Annotated in this window: 15 protein-coding genes; 9 read left to right on the top strand and 6 right to left on the bottom strand. The window is 66.6% G+C overall.

Features of this window, described 5'->3' with window-relative positions:
- Positions 1-15: 15 nt before the first annotated feature.
- From rfbB to CKJ84_RS11155, 5 genes are all read right to left on the bottom strand, one after another.
- Complete coding sequence (gene rfbB / locus CKJ84_RS11175; RefSeq protein WP_095546997.1) at positions 16-996, bottom strand: dTDP-glucose 4,6-dehydratase; 981 nt, start codon at positions 994-996, stop codon at positions 16-18.
- A gap of 6 nt (positions 997-1,002) precedes the next feature.
- On the bottom strand, positions 1,003-2,193 hold the full coding sequence (locus CKJ84_RS11170; RefSeq protein ID WP_095546996.1) for a hypothetical protein: 1,191 nt from the start codon (positions 2,191-2,193) through the stop codon (positions 1,003-1,005).
- The gene (locus CKJ84_RS11165; RefSeq protein ID WP_095546995.1) at positions 2,190-4,268 is read right to left on the bottom strand and encodes a prolyl oligopeptidase family protein; all 2,079 of its coding nucleotides are present in this window, start codon (positions 4,266-4,268) and stop codon (positions 2,190-2,192) included. Before CKJ84_RS11165 ends, CKJ84_RS11170 begins: the two co-directional genes overlap by 4 nt.
- A gap of 3 nt (positions 4,269-4,271) precedes the next feature.
- Positions 4,272-5,417 (bottom strand): alpha/beta hydrolase family protein, encoded by a 1,146-nt coding sequence (locus CKJ84_RS11160; protein ID WP_095546994.1) that lies wholly within the window; start codon positions 5,415-5,417, stop codon positions 4,272-4,274.
- Between the two features lie 370 nt (positions 5,418-5,787).
- Positions 5,788-7,446, bottom strand: a complete 1,659-nt coding sequence (locus CKJ84_RS11155) for an alpha/beta hydrolase family protein (RefSeq protein ID WP_233125690.1) — start codon at positions 7,444-7,446, stop codon at positions 5,788-5,790.
- A 177-nt stretch (positions 7,447-7,623) separates the two neighbouring features.
- On the opposite strand from CKJ84_RS11155, the gene lpdA reads away from it, so the two are divergent.
- The 9 genes from lpdA to CKJ84_RS11110 all read left to right on the top strand — a co-directional run bounded on the left by lpdA (position 7,624) and on the right by CKJ84_RS11110 (position 16,434).
- Positions 7,624-9,087, top strand: coding sequence for a dihydrolipoyl dehydrogenase (lpdA, locus tag CKJ84_RS11150; RefSeq protein WP_095546993.1), 1,464 nt, complete (start codon positions 7,624-7,626; stop codon positions 9,085-9,087).
- 391 nt (positions 9,088-9,478) lie between these two features.
- The gene (locus tag CKJ84_RS11145) at positions 9,479-10,252 is read left to right on the top strand and encodes a succinate dehydrogenase cytochrome b subunit (protein WP_095275158.1); all 774 of its coding nucleotides are present in this window, start codon (positions 9,479-9,481) and stop codon (positions 10,250-10,252) included.
- 24 nt (positions 10,253-10,276) lie between these two features.
- On the top strand, positions 10,277-12,370 hold the full coding sequence (locus tag CKJ84_RS11140; RefSeq protein WP_095546992.1) for a fumarate reductase/succinate dehydrogenase flavoprotein subunit: 2,094 nt from the start codon (positions 10,277-10,279) through the stop codon (positions 12,368-12,370).
- Positions 12,370-13,119, top strand: coding sequence for a succinate dehydrogenase/fumarate reductase iron-sulfur subunit (locus CKJ84_RS11135; RefSeq protein WP_095535209.1), 750 nt, complete (start codon positions 12,370-12,372; stop codon positions 13,117-13,119). Before CKJ84_RS11140 ends, CKJ84_RS11135 begins: the two co-directional genes overlap by 1 nt.
- A gap of 55 nt (positions 13,120-13,174) precedes the next feature.
- Complete coding sequence (locus tag CKJ84_RS11130) at positions 13,175-13,546, top strand: hypothetical protein (protein ID WP_095275155.1); 372 nt, start codon at positions 13,175-13,177, stop codon at positions 13,544-13,546.
- Between the two features lie 123 nt (positions 13,547-13,669).
- A complete protein-coding gene (locus CKJ84_RS11125; RefSeq protein WP_095546991.1) occupies positions 13,670-14,947 on the top strand; it encodes a DUF445 domain-containing protein in 1,278 nt (425 codons plus the stop codon).
- 74 nt (positions 14,948-15,021) lie between these two features.
- Complete coding sequence (locus tag CKJ84_RS11120) at positions 15,022-15,567, top strand: CGLAU_01105 family protein (protein ID WP_095546990.1); 546 nt, start codon at positions 15,022-15,024, stop codon at positions 15,565-15,567.
- A 3-nt stretch (positions 15,568-15,570) separates the two neighbouring features.
- Positions 15,571-15,891 (top strand): DUF2516 family protein, encoded by a 321-nt coding sequence (locus CKJ84_RS11115; RefSeq protein ID WP_233125689.1) that lies wholly within the window; start codon positions 15,571-15,573, stop codon positions 15,889-15,891.
- Between the two features lie 6 nt (positions 15,892-15,897).
- Positions 15,898-16,434 (top strand): hypothetical protein, encoded by a 537-nt coding sequence (locus tag CKJ84_RS11110; RefSeq protein WP_095546989.1) that lies wholly within the window; start codon positions 15,898-15,900, stop codon positions 16,432-16,434.
- Here the strand turns inward: CKJ84_RS11110 and CKJ84_RS11105 are convergent.
- The gene (locus CKJ84_RS11105; protein ID WP_095546988.1) at positions 16,431-17,216 is read right to left on the bottom strand and encodes a DUF2993 domain-containing protein; all 786 of its coding nucleotides are present in this window, start codon (positions 17,214-17,216) and stop codon (positions 16,431-16,433) included. The two genes, CKJ84_RS11110 and CKJ84_RS11105, sit on opposite strands and share 4 nt — an antisense overlap.
- Positions 17,217-17,221: the final 5 nt, after the last annotated feature.

The raw sequence follows: 17,221 nt of genomic DNA, 5'->3' as shown, positions 1-17,221 counted from the left end.
CAGTCTAGAGCCTGCCTATTGGCCGCGCGCCGCGTAGCCCGCCTCCACCGCGTCCTTGCCCGCGGCCCACCAGGACTCGTGATCGCGGTACCAGGCAATCGTCTGCTCCAGGCCCGCGCGCAGATCCGTGTAGCGCGGCTGCCAGCCCAGCTCGCGGCGCAGCTTCGTCGCGTCCATGGTGTAGCGCTGGTCGTGGCCGGGGCGGTCCGCGACGTGCTCGTAGGTGCCGCCCATCAGCTCGCAGATGTCCTCGATGACCTGCTTGTTGGTCACGTGCGCGCCGCCGGCCCCGATGTTGTAGGTCTGGCCCAGCTCGCCGCGCTCCAGGATGGTGAGCACCGCGTCGTTGTGGTCGTCCACGTGGATCCAGTCGCGCACCTGCGCGCCCGTTCCGTACAGTTTCGCGGGCTCGCCGCGCAACAGGTTGGTGATCTGCCGGGGGATGAACTTCTCCACGTGCTGGTAGGGGCCGTAATTGTTAGAGCAGTTGGAGATGGTCGCCGGGATGCCAAAGGAGCGGACCCACGCGCGCACCAGGTGGTCCGATCCCGCTTTTGTTGCCGAGTAGGGCGAGGACGGGTTGTACGGCGTTGTCTCCGTAAACGCGTCCGTGCCGCCGAGGGCGAGGTCGCCGAAGACCTCGTCGGTGGAAATGTGGTGCAGCCGCGCGCCGTGCTCGCGCACCGCCTCGAGCAGCGTGTACGTGCCCACCAGGTTCGTCTGGATGAACGCCGAGGGGTCGCGCAGCGAGTTGTCGTTGTGCGATTCCGCGGCGAAGTGCACCACGGTGTCGGCGCGTGCGACGAGGCGGTTGACCAGTGGGGCGTCGGCGACGTCGCCACGCACGAGCTCCACGTCGCACCCGGCGAGGCTGTCCCGATTGCCCGCGTAGGTGAGCTTGTCCAGCACCACAATCTTGTCCACCCTGCTGAGCGCCGTGCGCACGAAGTTGGACCCGATGAACCCGGCACCGCCGGTGACCAGCATTGTTCCCATAGGGAACTACCTTAGCGCGCGCCGCAGCCCCGCCACATGCACCAGCGCGCCGGCCAGGGGGCCTGCGAAGAGGGCAATGCTTATCGACGCCACCGTGCCCCCACCCTCAGCACCCACCGGCGCCGCGAACAAAATCCCAAACGCCACCGCCGTGGCCGTGAGCCACCCGGCGACGTACCAGCCGTGGCGCTCCAGGGCGAGCACCGCAACACCGGTGATCATGAGCGCGCCCACGAACGCGGACGCGAAGGTGAGCACGCCGAGCGACACCCCGCCCATCGCGTACTCCGGCGAGAACGCGACGCGCAGGATGAGCGGGCCGACCGCCCACGCGGCGACGAACCCCACCGCGCCGAGCCCCAGGACCGCGCCAATCGGCATGGCCAGTGCCGTGTAGATCCGGTCGCGGTGCTCCACAAACCGGACCACCAGGGCCGACTGGAAACGCTGCAGCGGCACGAGCACGGGCGCCCTGGTAAGGATCACGGCGTTGATCACCGCCGCCACCGGCGCGCCGGGAAACGCCGCGTTGATCACGGCAGGGAAGCCGGTGATCAGCGCCGCCGACGCCCCGGAGGCCACCATGGCGGTGACCATGCGGCGTACGAACAGGCCGCGGTCCACGTCCACCGGTACCCGCAGGTGCTCCCGGCGCAGCAGGGTGAGCCAGCTCGCCGCGCCGATCACGGTGATGAGCAGGAAGACCGGCAGGCCCCACCCGGCGGCCCACGCCACCACGGCGAGGACCAGGCGCACGCCCGAGTCCAGGGCGAAGAGTGCGGCGTAGCGGTCCCACAGGTGCGAGCCGGACAGGACGCCCGCCAGTACGGCCTGGAACACGTAGCTGATCAGGCCGATGGTGAGCAGGGCAGTGGCGGTGCCCGGGGACTGCGGTACGACGGTGCCCATGAGCAGGGCGCCGCCGACCGCGACGACGACGAGGACCAGCGCCGCGAGCCGGGCGCCGATGCGCCACGGGTTGGCCGCGCCGCGCTTGCCGGTCTCGGCGGCGGAGGCGACGGCGCGGGTGGTTTCGTGCGTGATGCCGTCGACAAGCCCGGCGCCCGCGAAGAAGACGCTCCAGAACGCGGCGAAGTACCGGTAGCCCGTCTCCGGGTCCAGGGCGCGGGCGGCGACCCAGAGCACGACGAAGCCGCTGATGGCCGCGAAGATGGTGGCCAGCGTCAGGTTCTTCACTGCGTGCGCTCCGCCGTTGCTGTGTCGCCGATCTGGCGTTCCAGCCAGGTGTAGATCATGGCCTCCACGCGCGCCACCTGCTCGTTGTCGGCCGCGCCCGCGTGCCCGCCGGCGGTGTTTTCAAAGTAGTCGACCGGCTGGCCGGCTTCCCACAGCGCGAGCGCGAAGGTGCGCGCGTGGGCGGGGTGGACGCGGTCGTCGCGGGTGGACGTGGTCACCAGGGCCGGCGGGTAGGCGGGGGCGCTGGCCACGTTGTGCAGCGGCGACCACGTCTCAATAAAGGCGCGCTCGGCAGGGTCGTCCGGGTCCCCGTACTCCGCCATCCACGACGCCCCGGCGGAGAGCGTGTGGTAGCGCAGCATGTCCGTGAGCGGGACCTGCACCACGGCGGCGCCGAAGCGGTCCGGGTACTGGGTGAGCGCACCGGAGGTGAGCAGCCCGCCGTTCGAGCCGCCGCGGATGGCAATGCGCTCGGGCGTGGCGTAGCCGCGAGCGACGATGTCTTCCAGCACCGCGCGGTGGTCCTCCCACACCTTGTGGCGGTTCGCCTTCACCGCCTGCGAGTGCCAGCTGGGGCCGAACTCGCCGCCGCCGCGCAGGTTGGGCTGTACGTAGAAGTTGCCCTTGGACAGCCAGGCGATGCCGCGCACGTTGGAAAACGACGGCGTAAGCGAGACCTCGAAGCCGCCGTAGCCGCCCACCAGCGTCGGGCGCGGGCCGCGCGAGAAGTCGCCGGTGATGTAGTAGGGGATCCGGGTGCCGTCGGCGGAGGTCGCCCAGTGCTGGCGGGTTTCCAGCCCTGCGGTGTCCGAAAGGTCAAAGAGGGCGGGGGCGTGCTTGGCCGCGTTGGGGTGATCGGGCGCGGTGGCGTCGAGAAGCGAAAGCGTGCTCGGCGTGGTGAAGCTGGAGGTGTTGAGCCATACCTCATCGCCGTCGAGCGGGCTGGTGGCCACGATGTGCGCGGCCGAGGCCGGCGGGAGCGGGACGTCGGTGCGCTCCCAGGTGCCGAGGGCGATGCGCTCGATGCGGGTGGACACGTTGTCGAGCGTGGTGACGAAGGCGTAGTTGGCGGTCAGCGAGAGGTCTTCAACCGCGCCTGAGTCGGACAAGTCGGACAGGACGCGGAAGTCGCGCTCGCCCGCGAGGAAGCGCTCCAGGTCGGTGACGGCGAGCGCGCCGGCCGGGATTGTTTCGCTTGCTGGCTGGTAGTCGGTGCGCGGGATGATGAACAGCCACTGCTTGTAGGGCACCGCGCTGCAGTCCAGCGGCAGGTCCAGCTCGTGGCCGTCGACCCAGGTCCGGGACGTGTAGAAATCCAGGGCGCGGGTGATCACGGTGCGCTCGTAGCCGGGAGTGGGGTCGTAGGAGGCGCCGACGGCGACGTCGCTCGCCTCGCCGCGGAAGATCTCCTCCGCCTGCGCGAGCAGCGTGCCGCGGTGCCAGCGGCGAACCTGCGCGGGGTAGCCGGAGTGGGTGAGCGAGTCCTCACCCAGGTCCGTGCCCACCAGGAGCGTGTCGCGGTCGACCCAGCTCACATCGGTCTTGGCCTCATCGATGCGGAAACCGTCGGCGACAAAGGCGCGGGTGTGCAGGTCAAACTCGCGGATGGTCACCGCGTCGGCGCCGCCCCGCGACAGCCGCAGCAGCGCTCGGTCCTGCGTCAGCGGCAGCACGGTCGCGCCCTTCCAGACCCAGTCCTCGCCCTCTGCGCGGGCAAGCGTATCCACGCTCACCAGTTCCTCCCACTCCGTTTCCGGAGCCAGGAACTCGGGCAAGGTGGTGCGGCGCCACACGCCGCGGGGGCGCGAGGCGTCGCGCCAGAAGTTGTAGAGGAAATCGCCGCGGCGCAGCACGTAGGGGATGCGCGCGTCGGTGTCCAGGGCGGCGCGGATGTCGCTGCGGAGGCGCGCAGCCTCCTCGGTGAGCGGGCTGCCGGGCGCGGTCAGCGAGGCCTCGGTGTCGGCGGACCACGCGTTGGCCCACGCCAGCGCCTCATCTCCGGTGATCTGGTCGAGCAGCGCCGGGTCGATCGCTCTGCTGCGGGGCTGATTGCTCTGCTTGCTCTGCGGGTGCATCTACTACATCCCAAACGCAGGGGCGATGGTGGTGAACCATGCCTGCTGGATGTCGTCCTGCCAGTATCCCCAGGAGTGCGTGCCAGCGTTGCGGAACTCGTAGTGCGCCGGGATGTTCAGCCCGTCGAGCTTTGCGCGCAGGTCGTGGTTGCACTGGTTGATGGCGGCCTCGATCGCGCCACCCTCGACCTGCAACGTGGTGGCGGCGACACCCGCCGCGATCTCCGGCACGCCGGCCTCGCCCACCAGGTAGCTGACCTGGTCCTTCCGGCCAGCCAGGCCGGTGGAGGAGGAGATGTAGAGCTTGGTGCCGCGCAGGCGCTCGGCGTTGGCCAGCCCGTCGTTCCACACATTGTTCGGGCTGCCCATCGGGCCCCACATTTGCTCCGGGGTGATCTCCTGGAAGTTCGGGATGTTCGCCGCGCGGTTGACGGTCACGCGCCCGTAGTTGTATCCGTGCGGGGAGGCGGTGGCGGCGCAGCCGGAGAACGAGGCGGCGGCGTCGTAAAAGCCAGGGCGGTGCTCCGGCAGCACGAGCGCGCTCGTGCCGGACATTGAGAAGCCGACGATGGCGCGGCGGTTGTCCGCGTTGAGCGTGCGCTCCATCGGGCCGGGCAGCTCCTGGGTGAGGAACGTCTCCCACTTCTGCGGCCCGCGGACGTATCGCCCCTGCGGGTTTTGGTCTACCCAGTCGGTGTAGTACGAGAACGCGCCCGCCTGCGGGATGACCACGTTGACGCCCTTGCCTGCAAAGAACTCGCGGCTGGTAAAGGACTTCAGCCAATCCTGATCCTGCTCCGCGCCCCCTGCGCCGTTGAGCAGGTAAATGATCGGTGCGTTGGGCACGCGCTGCCCGGCGGAATTGGTTGCCGGGATCACCGCGACCGGGATGTCACGCCGCATGGAAGGCGAGTACACCTGGTACGACAGCACGTTCTTGTGGTCTACCTGCTGGGTCCACGACTGCGGGCGGTTGGTGTTCAGCGCCAGCGGCGGGTTGGACCGCGCGTCCCACGCCTTCACAGTGCCCACCGGGGTTTGCCCCGCGACCTGGGCGGCGGTGACGGTGGCGGCGTCCGCCGCCGGGGTCATACCGCAGGCCAGAGCGATTGTCGACGCCGCGGCAACCACGGCTCCCTTCAAGTTCATCAGTCCTGCATTCCTTTTCCAGGTTGTCTTGGGAGTAACAGAGAGAAGCGGGAGTGCCCACTGTTTCAGATATTGCCGAGTGCTCATCTTACGTTACTCATGGGGCAATTGAGGTTACAGTGTGCGACAATAGGCCGCACAGTTTGTAACAGCGGTGACAGAAAACGAGGTTTTTCACATGAACGGATTGGAAACCATCCAGGTCCAGATCAACGAGGCGCTCGGCCAGATCCTCAACTTTGGCTCGTCGACCTCCTCCACCATCGCCTACGGTCTGGGGCTGTTCTAAGCCGCACGTTTGTGGCCCAATAGTTTGAGGGCTGGCTTGCACTCGGTGCAAGCCAGCCCTCGAGGCGTTTCCGGCGGGCGACTAGTTGGCGTCGGCCGCGGTGGTCTCCGTCGGCGCTGTGGTTTCAGTGGTTTCCGTGGTTTCCGTTGCCTCATCCGTCGCGGTGGCGGCGGCGGACTCGGAAGACTCGGCGGCAGTGGTCGTTTCAGTCGGCTCGGTTGGGAGCGTCGGCAGGGCCGGTGCTTCCGGTGCGGCGGTCCCGGTCGGCTTCTCGGGGGCCGCCGGGGTATCCTTCTCGGTCGTGGTCTCCGGCTCGTCCGGGAGCAGCGCCGGGCGGATCACGGTTGCCCAGGACTCGCGCATGTCCTCCAGCCAGGACGGCCAGGAGTGGGTGCCGGTGGCGCGGAAGTTGTAGTGCGCCGGGATGCCCTTGGCGTCCAGCTTGGCGCGCAGGTCGTGGGTGCAGGCGTTCATCGCGCCCTCGATCACGCCGCCCTCGACCAGGAGGGTGAGGTGGTTAGAAAAGGCGCGGCTGGATTCCAGGTTGCGCTGGTTCTTCAGGTAGCCGATGGTGTCGGTCTCGCTGACCAGGCCGGTGCCGCTAGAAATGTACAGGTCAGTGCCCTTGAGGTACTCCGCCATGACGAGCGCGTCGTTGTAGCGGTTGTACTCGGAGCCCATCGGGCCCCACAGCTCATCCGGGGTCAGGCCGCCGCCGCGGTTCACCGTCAGGCCGACGAAGAACCAAGGGAGCGGGCGGGAGGTCGCGGCGCAGCCGGAGAAGGAGCCGACCGCCTTGTAGAAGCCCGGGTTGTGCTCAGCGAGCAGGAGCGAGGAGGTGGCGGACATGGAGAAACCGGAGACCGCGCGGCGGTCGTTGGTGGTGTCCATGTACGGCTCGATTGCCTGCGGCAGTTCCTTGGCTAGGAAGGTGGACCACAGCTGCTTGCCGTTCATGTAACGGTTCTTGTCCGGCTCGGTGAGCCAGTCCACGTAGTAGGAGAAGGCTCCCTCCATCGGGATGACCACGTTGACGGGCTCGTGGCCCAGGGTGCGGTCGAGGGTGCCGCCGGCCTGGGCGATCCAGTCCGTGTCCTGCTCGGAGCCGCCGGCGCCGTTGAGCAGGTAGTAGGTCGGCGCGTCTTTGATGTAGTTGCCCTGGTCGTCGGTCGCGCGGATGATCGCGACCGGGATGTCGCGCTCCATGGAGGGGGAGTAGACCTCGACGGCCTCGCCACCGTCGAAAAGCTTGATCTTGTCCACCCATTCCTGCGTGCCGCCGGTGGCGGCGGGCAGGGAGCGGGTGAGCGGCTTGACGGTACCGGCGGAAGTAGCGCGCTCCTCCTGCATGTTGTTCAGCTTGTCGGGGTCGGTTTCGGGGCCGGACAGGACATCGTCGATAAGCGCGCCGACCTCGCCCTCGTCCCCGGTCGGGTTGGAAGCGCCGCCGCCGTTGGCGTCGGTGAGCTCGCTGTCGGAGTCCTCGGCGTCCGAAGTTGGCTCGCTCGGCGCAGAGGACGCAGACGACTCAGAAGACTCAGTGGTCTCTGCCGGCTCAGAAGATGCGGTGGATTCCGTCGTCTCCGGCACGGTCGCGGAGGTGGTGGATTGTGCGGCGGCGATCTGCGCGGGCTGGGTGCCTTCCTCGCTGTCGGCGCTGAGGTGGATACCTGCCGGGACCGCGGCTGCGGCGATGGCAACTGCGGCGACGGCGGCGAGTGCGGGGCGCGTGAACTTCACGGTGGCTCGCTTTCCTAGTTAGCTGTGTAAACGGTGTGAACAAACGGGAGGGCTCGTCGTTGCTTCCGTATATATTGCCAGACGGCCGTCACGTTACAGGAGCGAAACCGGAGTACAGGGTGTTTCGGGGTGCTCGGTACCCACATTCGGGCGCTGTACGGCACTCGCGGAAGCGCGATGTGGGGGAATGCATACCCAAAGTTGGGGAATGCACGTATCCTGTGTGGCGTGAGTAAAGAACATTTTGACGTTGTTGTCCTCGGCGCGGGCCCCGGTGGGTACGTTGCCGCCATCCGTGCAGCTCAGCTGGGTAAGAAGGTTGCAGTTGTAGAGAAGCAGTACTGGGGCGGTGTCTGCCTCAACGTGGGCTGCATCCCGTCCAAGGCGTTGATTAAGAACGCTGAGGTTGCAGAGATTTTCAACCACGATGCCAAGACGTTCGGCATTAAGGGTGACGTGGAGTTCGATTACTCGGACGCCCACAAGCGCTCCCGCCAGGTCTCGAAGAAGATCGTTGGTGGCGTGCACTACCTGATGAAGAAGAACAAGATCACCGAGATCAATGGCCTTGGTTCCTTCACCGACGCGAACACGATCGAGATCACCGAGGGCGACGACAAGGGCACGACCGTCACCTTCGACGACTGCATTATCGCCACTGGCTCCGTTGTGCGCACGCTCCCGGGCATTGAGCTGTCCGAGAATGTTGTCTCCTACGAGGAGCAGATCCTCAACCCCGAGGCCCCGAAGAAGATGGTCATCGTGGGCGCCGGCGCGATCGGCATGGAGTTCGCCTACGTGCTGTCCAACTACGGCGTCGACGTGACGGTTGTGGAGTACATGGACCGCGTCCTGCCCAACGAGGACAAGGACGTGTCCAAGGAGATTGCGAAGAAGTACAAGAAGCTCGGCGTGAAGCTGCTGACCGGCCACGCCACCACCGCTGTGCGCGACAACGGCTCCGAGGTCGAGGTGGACATTCAGAAGAATGGCACCGACAAGACTGAGACGCTCACCGTGGATCGCGTGATGATCTCCGTCGGCTTCGCCCCGCGCACCGAGGGCTACGGCCTGGAGAACACGGGTGTCGAGCTGACCGAGCGTGGCGCCATTGCTATCGACGATCGCATGCGCACCAACGTCGAGCACATCTACGCCATCGGCGACGTCACCGCGAAGCTGCAGCTTGCCCACGTCGCGGAGGCTCAGGGCATCATCGCCGCGGAGACGATCGCTGGCGCGGAGACCCTGGAGATCGAGGACTACATGATGACCCCGCGCGCGACCTTCTGTAACCCGCAGGTCGCGTCCATGGGCTACACCGAGGAGCAGGCGAAGGAGAAGTGGCCGGACCGCGAGATCAAGGTTGCGACTTTCCCGTTCTCCGCGAACGGCAAGGCTGTCGGCCTGGCCGAGACCGCCGGCTTTGGCAAGCTCATCGCCGACGCCGAGTTCGGCGAGATCCTCGGCGCGCACCTGGTCGGCCCGCACGTCTCCGAGCTCCTGCCGGAGATCACTCTGGCCCAGCGCTTCGACCTCACCGCCGGTGAGATCGCCCGCAGCATCCACATTCACCCGACGCTGTCCGAGGTGCTCAAGGAAGTTGCCCACGGCGTCGAAGGTCACATGATCAACCTGTAGGCAGTTGCTTGTCGACGCCACCGTCGACCCACCCCAAGCGCTCCGGTTATCGCCGGGGCGCTTTTTGCGTGCCACGGGGGGGCGTCGAAAAGCGAAGGCTCAACCTGGAGTTGAAACTAAGGGCGAACTTACCAACGAAAGGTTGACACATTAAGGGGTGCGGGCAGGGGGATCATGAACAAAATGCGGCGAGAGTGTGCAAGGTCACAAATTACCGTAGGGTGGGCTGGGAACGTTGAAAGTTGCTGGGAGCGGGCGCGCTCTGGGGGTCAAGCGAGAAAGGTATTCCCATTATTCGAGGTGGGAGGGGGTGTGGGAGCGCGGAAGTGGCGCGAATAAATAGGTGGGGTGCCCAAAGGTTGCCTACAGTAGTAGCGACACTGGAGGTGCCATGACTGTACAAAACGCAGACCGTGAAGCCATTCGTCACGGTAAAATCACTGAAAAGCCGCTGCGCGAGCGGCCGTCCTACCCAACGTGGGCTTTGAAGCTGACCATGGCCGTCACCGGCCTCATTTTCGGTCTTTTTGTGCTCGGCCACATGGTGGGCAACCTGAAGATCTTTATGCCGCTCCACGCCAACGGGCAAGCGCCGATTGATGAATACGGCCGCTTCCTGCGCGAGATCGGCGAGCCGCTGCTCCCGCACGAGGGCTTCCTCTGGATCGCCCGCATCGTGCTGCTCGTCTGCCTGGTGCTGCACGTCTGGGGTGCGTTCACGCTGAAGGCGCGCTCGTCCCAGTCGCGCGGCAAGTTCAAGCGCACGGGCCTGATGGGTGGTTGGCAGTCCACCGCGACCCGCTGGATGCTCATCACCGGCGTAATCCTGCTGCTCTTCGTCATCTTCCACCTGCTGGATCTGACCACGGGCCAGGTCGTCGCCTCTGACCAGTTCGTCCACGGCGAGGTGCGCAACAACATGCTCGCCACCTTCGCGCCGGGCCGCTGGTGGGTCACCCTGATCTACGTCGTGGCCAACCTCGCGCTGCTGATGCACCTGACCCACGGCATCTACCTCGCTGTCTCCGACCTCGGTTGGCTCGGCGAGCGCGGCCGCGGCCTGATGGTCCTGCTGGCGTACGTCCTCCCGTTCATCGTGGTCATCGGCAACGTCGTGATGCCGATTGCCATCGCGTGCGGCTTCGTCCCCGACTTTTCCCGGTAACGGCTGATAGAGGAGAAACACACTATGACTACCGCATACAACCCCAATAAGGGTGCTCAGGGCGGCGCAGCCGACACCACCGCTACCGGCGCAGTGGGCGCCCAGGGTGCTGCCGGCCAGGAGACGTCCGGCGGCTTCCGCCAGCCCGAGTCCGCCGCTCCCGGCGTGACCCCGGGGCACATTCTGGACGCCGCGGAGCCCAACCGCGACGAGGTCCGCATGAAGGACATGTGGGGCTACCAGAAGGACCACATGAACCTGGTCTCCCCGCTGAACCGCCGCAAGTTCACCGTCCTCGTGGTGGGCACCGGCCTGTCCGGCGGCGCTGCCGCCGCGGCGCTGGGCGAGCTGGGCTACAACGTGAAGGCCTTCACCTACCACGACGCACCGCGCCGTGCGCACTCCATCGCCGCGCAGGGTGGCGTGAACTCCGCCCGCGGCAAGAAGGTGGACAACGACAGCGCGTACCGCCACACCAAGGACACCGTCAAGGGCGGCGACTACCGCTGCCGCGAGTCCGACTGCTGGCGCCTGGCTATCGAGTCCGTCCGCGTCATCGACCACATGAACGCCATCGGCGCCCCGTTCGCCCGCGAGTACGGCGGCACCCTGGCCACCCGCTCCTTTGGTGGCGTGCAGGTCTCCCGCACCTACTACACCCGTGGCCAAACGGGCCAGCAGCTGCAGCTGTCCACCGCGTCGGCGCTGCAGCGCCAGATCCACCTGGGTAACGTGGAAATCTTCACCCACAACGACCTGATGGACCTGGTCATCACGGAAAAGGATGGCAAGAAGCACTGCGAGGGTATTGTCACCCGCAACCTGATCACCGGCGAGATCGTGCCGTTCACCGGCCACGCCGTGATCCTGGCCACCGGCGGCTACGGCAACGTCTACCACAAGACGACGCTGGCCAAGAACTCCAACTCGTCTGCCATGATGCGCGCGTACGAGCACGGCGCGTACCTCGCCTCCCCGGCGTTCATCCAGTTCCACCCGACGGGCCTCCCGGTCAACGCGAAGTGGCAGGCGAAGACGACGCTGATGTCCGAGTCGCTGCGTAATGACGGCCGCATCTGGACCCCGAAGGAAAAGGGCGACGACCGCGACCCGAAGGACATCCCGGAGGAGGAGCGCGACTACTTCCTCGAGCGCCGCTACCCGGCGTTTGGCAACCTGGTGCCGCGCGACGTGGCCTCCCGCGCCATCTCCCAGCAGCTCAACGCCGGCTACGGCGTTGGCCCGCTGCACAACTCCGCGTACCTGGACTTCACCGACGCCATCGAGCGCCTCGGCGAGGACACCATCCGCGAGCGCTACTCCAACCTGTTCGAGATGTACGAGGATTCCATCGGCGATGACCCGTACAAGGTCCCGATGCGCATCGCTCCGACCGTCCACTTCACCATGGGCGGCCTGTGGACCGACTTCAACGAGATGACCTCCATCGACGGCCTCTTCGCCGCCGGCGAGTGCTCCTGGACCTACCACGGTGCGAACCGCCTGGGTGCGAACTCGCTGCTCTCCGCGTCCGTTGACGGCTGGTTCACCCTCCCGTTCACCGTGCCGAACTACCTGGCCAACCACCTCGGCGAGGAAGTGCTGCCGGAGGACGCGCCGGAGGTCACCGAGGCCGTCAACCGCGCCAAGGACACCATCGAGCAGATCATGTCCGTTAACGGCACCGAACCGCACGGCCCGGAGTTCTACCACGAGCAGCTCGGCGACATCCTCTACGAGCACTGCGGCGTCTCCCGCACGGTCGAGGGCCTGCAGGAAGGCATCCAGAAGATCCGCGCGCTTCGCGACGATTTCCGTGCCAACATCTCTATTCCGGGTTCCCCGAACGAGATGAACCAGACCCTCGAGGCGGCACTGCGCCTGGCCGACTACATCAACCTCGGCGAGCTCATGTGCATCGACGCCCTGGACCGCGACGAGTCGTGCGGTGCGCACTACCGCATGGACCACCTCACCGAGGACGGCGAGGCAGAGCGAGACGACGAGAACTGGTGCTTCGTCTCCGCGTGGGAGCCGGCCGGCGAGGGCGAGTTCATCCGCCACGCAGAACCCCTGTACTTTGATTCGATCCCGCTGATGACAAGGAACTACAAGTAATGAAACTGACACTTGAGATCTGGCGTCAGGCCGGACCCGACACTGAAGGGCACTTCGAGACCGTCCAGGTGGACGACGCCGTCGAGCAGATGTCCATCCTGGAGCTCCTTGACCACGTGAACAACAACCTGGTCGAGGAAGGCAAGGAGCCGTTCGTCTTCGCCTCCGACTGCCGCGAGGGCATCTGCGGCACCTGTGGCCTGAACGTGAACGGCCGCCCGCACGGCGCGGACACCAACACCACCGCCTGCCTGCAGCGCCTGTACAACTACAAGGACGGCGACACCCTGAAGATTGAGCCGTTCCGCTCCGGCGCGTTCCCGGTGATCAAGGACCTCGCCGTGGACCGCTCCGCGCTGGACCGCGTGATGCAGCAGGGTGGCTACGTCTCCATCAACGCCGGTACCGCACCGGACGCCGACACCCTCGCCGTGAACCACCACGACGCGGAGACCGCGCTGGACTACGCGGCCTGCATCGGCTGCGGCGCCTGCGTCGCCGCCTGCCCGAACGGTGCTGCGCACCTGTTCACCGGCGCGAAGCTCAAGCACCTGAAGCTGCTGCCGCTGGGCAAGCAGGAGCGCGGCCGCCGCGCCCGCAACATGGTCGACGAGCTGGAGACCAACTTCGGCCACTGCTCGCTCTACGGCGAGTGCGCGGACGTCTGCCCGGCGGGTATCCCGCTGGACGCGGTCGGTGCAATCAACGCCGAGCGCGCACGTGCAGCCTTCCGTGGTGGCGACGACTAGGCCGCCGTATACTATCTACCGAGTATTTGAAGCAGGACGAGAGAAAAGAGTCATCATGGCTTCCGAGCACGCAGTTGCAGACATCAGCAGCGAGTCTTTCCCGACGTACAAGTCGGCACTCGCGGACACCTACATCGAGGGCTACGACCCGGTTTCCCTGGGTGCTCCGCACTCCTCGCTGAACCGATTCTCCACCTGGATCGCGATGGCCCTGATCCTGGCGTCCCTCTCCGGCTTCGGCTTCGCCGTCTGGGGCGGCTCCGCCATGATCGCCGGCTTCGGCGCACAAGAGAATGACTACAGCCAGATCCTGCTCATCCTCGGCCTGATCGTCGTCGCCGCGACCCTGATTCTCGGCGCGATTCTGATCGCCGTAGGCCGCAAGGACTACAAGGCGTACAGCAAGGCCACCGGCCGCGTGAACTAGCGCCGCACGCCCTGCGCCACTTCCCCCGACTGCGGAATTTTCCCGCGGTCGGGGGATTTTTGGTGCACGGGGGCGTCGCTAAGCAACTCGAACTGCGCGGGGCCGGGCTGCCATAATCAAGGTATGTCTCAGCACGCGATGATGCCCGCGCCCTCGAACGAGGCAGAGCGGCGGCGGATCCTCCGGAATCACAAGATCTTTGTCACGAGCCTGCTCGGGCTCATGGCGGTGATCTTCCTGTCCTGCTCGTGGTGGCAATCGCACGGCGCGCCCACCTGGGTGGGCTATGTGCGTGCCGCGGCGGAAGCCGGCATGGTGGGCGGGCTGGCGGACTGGTTCGCCGTCACCGCGCTGTTCCGCTATCCCATGGGCCTGCCAATCCCGCACACGGCGATTATCCCCAACAAGAAGGACCAGGTCGCCGACGCGCTCAGCGAGTTCGTCAGCGAGAACTTCCTCAACGCCCGCACCATCACGCAGAAGGTGATGGAGGCGAACCTGCCGCAGCGCGTCGGCACGTGGCTCACCCGCCCCGCCAGCGCCGAGCGGGTCAGCCAGGAGGTCGGCGACTTTACGGTCCGCGTCGTGCGCGGCATCGATCCTGCCGACGCAGAGGCGTTCATCAACACCCAGCTCATCGACCGACTCGCTGAGCCCACGTGGGGCCCGCCCGTCGGCCGCGCGCTCGAGGGCTTCATCGCCGACGGCAAAGCGGAGCCCATCGTCGAGGACATCCTCGCCTGGTCGCGCGCGAAGCTGGAAGGGATGGAGCAGAGCATCGTCACGCTTATCGATGACCGCATGCCCCGCTGGGCACCGAAGTTTGCCAAGGACCTGGTGGGGGAGAAGGTGTATACCGAGCTGGTGAAGTTCATGGCGGAGGTGGACCGCGACCCGAACCACGAGGCGCGCCGCGCCATCCGCCGGCAGCTGTCCCAGTTCGCGCAGGACCTGCAGTTTGATAGCCAGATGATTACGCGCGTCGAGGCGCTCAAGGGCGACGTGATGGGCTCCACCGCCGTCACCTCCGCGGCAAGCAGCATGTGGGAGCAGCTCGCGGACACGGTCGTGGCCAACGCCACCGACCCGCAGAGCATGCTGCGCCGCAAGGTGGCGGACGCTGCGGCGGAGTGGGGCAGGAAGCTGGCGAACGACCCGGAGGTGCGCGCGTCGGCGGAGCAGAAGCTGGAAAAGGTGGTGCACTTCGCCGCTGAGAACGGCGCGGACCAGATCGTGGGCATCATCGCGGAGACCATCCAGCGCTGGGACGGGGCGGAGGCCTCGGACAAGATCGAGCTTATGGTGGGCAAGGATCTGCAGTTCATCCGCCTCAACGGCACGATCGTGGGTGCACTCGCCGGGCTGGTTATTTACACTGTGTCTCAGCTGCTCTTCTACTAGCTCACGCAACCACCACCCAGCAAGACACTGCAAGACACTGCAAGACACTGCAAGACACTGAAAGGTTTTCTAACATGGCTGACAATTCTTTCGACTCCGCATCCAACCCCTCCGAGTCCGGCGATCTGCGGGCCAACCTGCGCGACGCGGGCCAGGCGATCGTTGCCGCCGGCTCCTCCCTCGGCGCGATGATCAGCAAGCACGCCGGCAAGTACACGGAGGACCTGCCGGAGAAGCTGAAGTCCGCTACCGCCAGCGCCCGCGAGCGCCTGGACCAGGCCGATAGCGAGGGCGAGATCCGCGCGGCGGCCTCCAACTTCGTCGCTGAGGCAGAGAAGCAGTTTAAGGCGTTTCAGCAGCGCGACCTGGAGTTCTCCGACGACGTGAAGGGCTCGCTGCAGAAGGCCGTGGAAGACGCGCGCGGCCTGTTCAACGAGAAGATCGGCGAGCTGCGCGGTGGCGGTGCCGGCACCGCCACGGGCCAAGACGCGGACAGCGTGTTCGATGACGTGCGCGAGCGACTCGAGTCCCTGTTTGCCCGCGTGCAGGAGCAGTTTGGCGGCGCGAACCAGCGCCCCGATATTATCGATGGCGAAATTGTCGCCGACGAGGATAAGTAACGTATGACCCCGACTCTTGCGAACCTGAGCACCGTCACGATCATCATGAGCATCCCGACGATGCTCAGCGCCCTCTTCTTCTTCGCGGTGGCGATCGCGGGCTTCGCCGGGGTGTACTTTGCGCTGTCCACCCGCGCGGATGCGTTTGACGCGGCGGACCGGCAGAACAAGAACACGTGGGCGCTCATCCTGGGTGGCTCCGCCCTGGTCTGCCTGCTCCACCTGCCGTTCATCATGTGGTTCGGCGCGGTGGCGATCGGCGTGTACTGGCTGGACGTGAAGCCCCAGCTGGATAACATTCTGCGCGGCAACTACGGGTACTAGCGGCGCATGGACGACTACGAGTGGCTGGCCACCCGCCGGGGCACGTTCCTGGCCGGTGGCCCGTTTGCTGCCCCGGATGACCGGGGGAGCGCGGGCCTTGTCGTCGAGCCGACCCAGATCCCGCAGGTGCTCCGCCGCAGTCTTCCCGCCATCGCCGTCGTGGGCTGGCCCACCGGCCGCCACCACAGCGTGATCAAGGCGGCGGAGGCGCGCCTGGCGGCCGAGTCAGGCGCCGACGAGATCTGGCTCGCGCTCGACCCCGATGCCGCGCAGGGTGCCGCGCTTGCCGACGCCATCGCGGTCCACCAGTCACTCACCGTCCCAGTGGGCATCGTCTGCCCCGCAGGCGCGACGGATACCGTGCTGCGGGTCGCGGAGCAGCTCGGCGCGTCCTGCCTAGCTGTCCCGGCCGCCGCCGGAGTGCCCGACACGTCTGTCGACGTCGCCGTCTACGGCGCCGATCCGGGCGAGGAGGCCGCGATCACGTGGCTGGAAGTCGGCGCGACCCGGGTCTTCGCCCGTTCCGGAGCACAGTCGGACTAGGCCGCGGCGCCGTACTGGCCCTGCGCGTTCTGCATCTCTGCAAAGTTCACGTTCTCGCCGGTCATGGTGACGCGCACGCCGCCGGGCACGACGCTGAACTCCTGGATGTTCATGCCGCCGGCGCTCTGTTCCTCCATGCCCTGGCTCATGGCGTCGCTCAGCGCGCTCGCGGCCTCCTCGGGCAGGTCCATGCCGAACAGCTGGGTGCCGGTGGCCTCGAAGCGCATCTGGCCCTGCTCGGTGATGGGCTTGAGGTCCAGCGCGGCCACCCCGCCGGTGAACTCGATGTGGACGGTGCCGGCGTCGGGGTCGGTGTTCACGTCGGAGACGTTGATCAGGCCGCTGAGGAAGGAGTCCTCGCCCATCTGCTGCTGCAACTGCTGGTTGAGCATCGCACGGATGAGGTCATTGGTGAGCTCGGTGTCTACGCGGAAGGACTCGGCGACGGGGTCGCCGGAGTCGTAGCGGATGTTGTCCATGACGATGTGCGAGGCGGGGTCGCCGGTCACCTGGTCGCCGTTGACCACCAGGGTGGAGGGGGTGTCCAGGTCGATGTGGGGCAGCTTGCCAGACACCAGGCCGAAGATTACCGGTTGCGGGCCGAAGGAGACGTCGGGCTCCGCGTCGTCACCGCCGCCCTGGGCGGACGAGGTCTCGGCGTTCTTGTTGAACTCCGAGGTGATCTGGTTTGCCATGAACATGCGGATCCCGCCCTCGGCGATAAGGAGCAGGACAAGCAGTGCGGCAAGGATGCCAACGATGACTTTCCACGCTGTTTTCATGCGGC

It is taken from the genome of Corynebacterium sp. NML 120412 (assembly GCF_002285155.1).
GTDB lineage: Bacteria > Actinomycetota > Actinomycetes > Mycobacteriales > Mycobacteriaceae > Corynebacterium > Corynebacterium gottingense.
The sequence above is the reverse complement of the archived record's forward strand: the minus strand, read 5'-3'. Positions and strand labels throughout refer to the sequence as shown.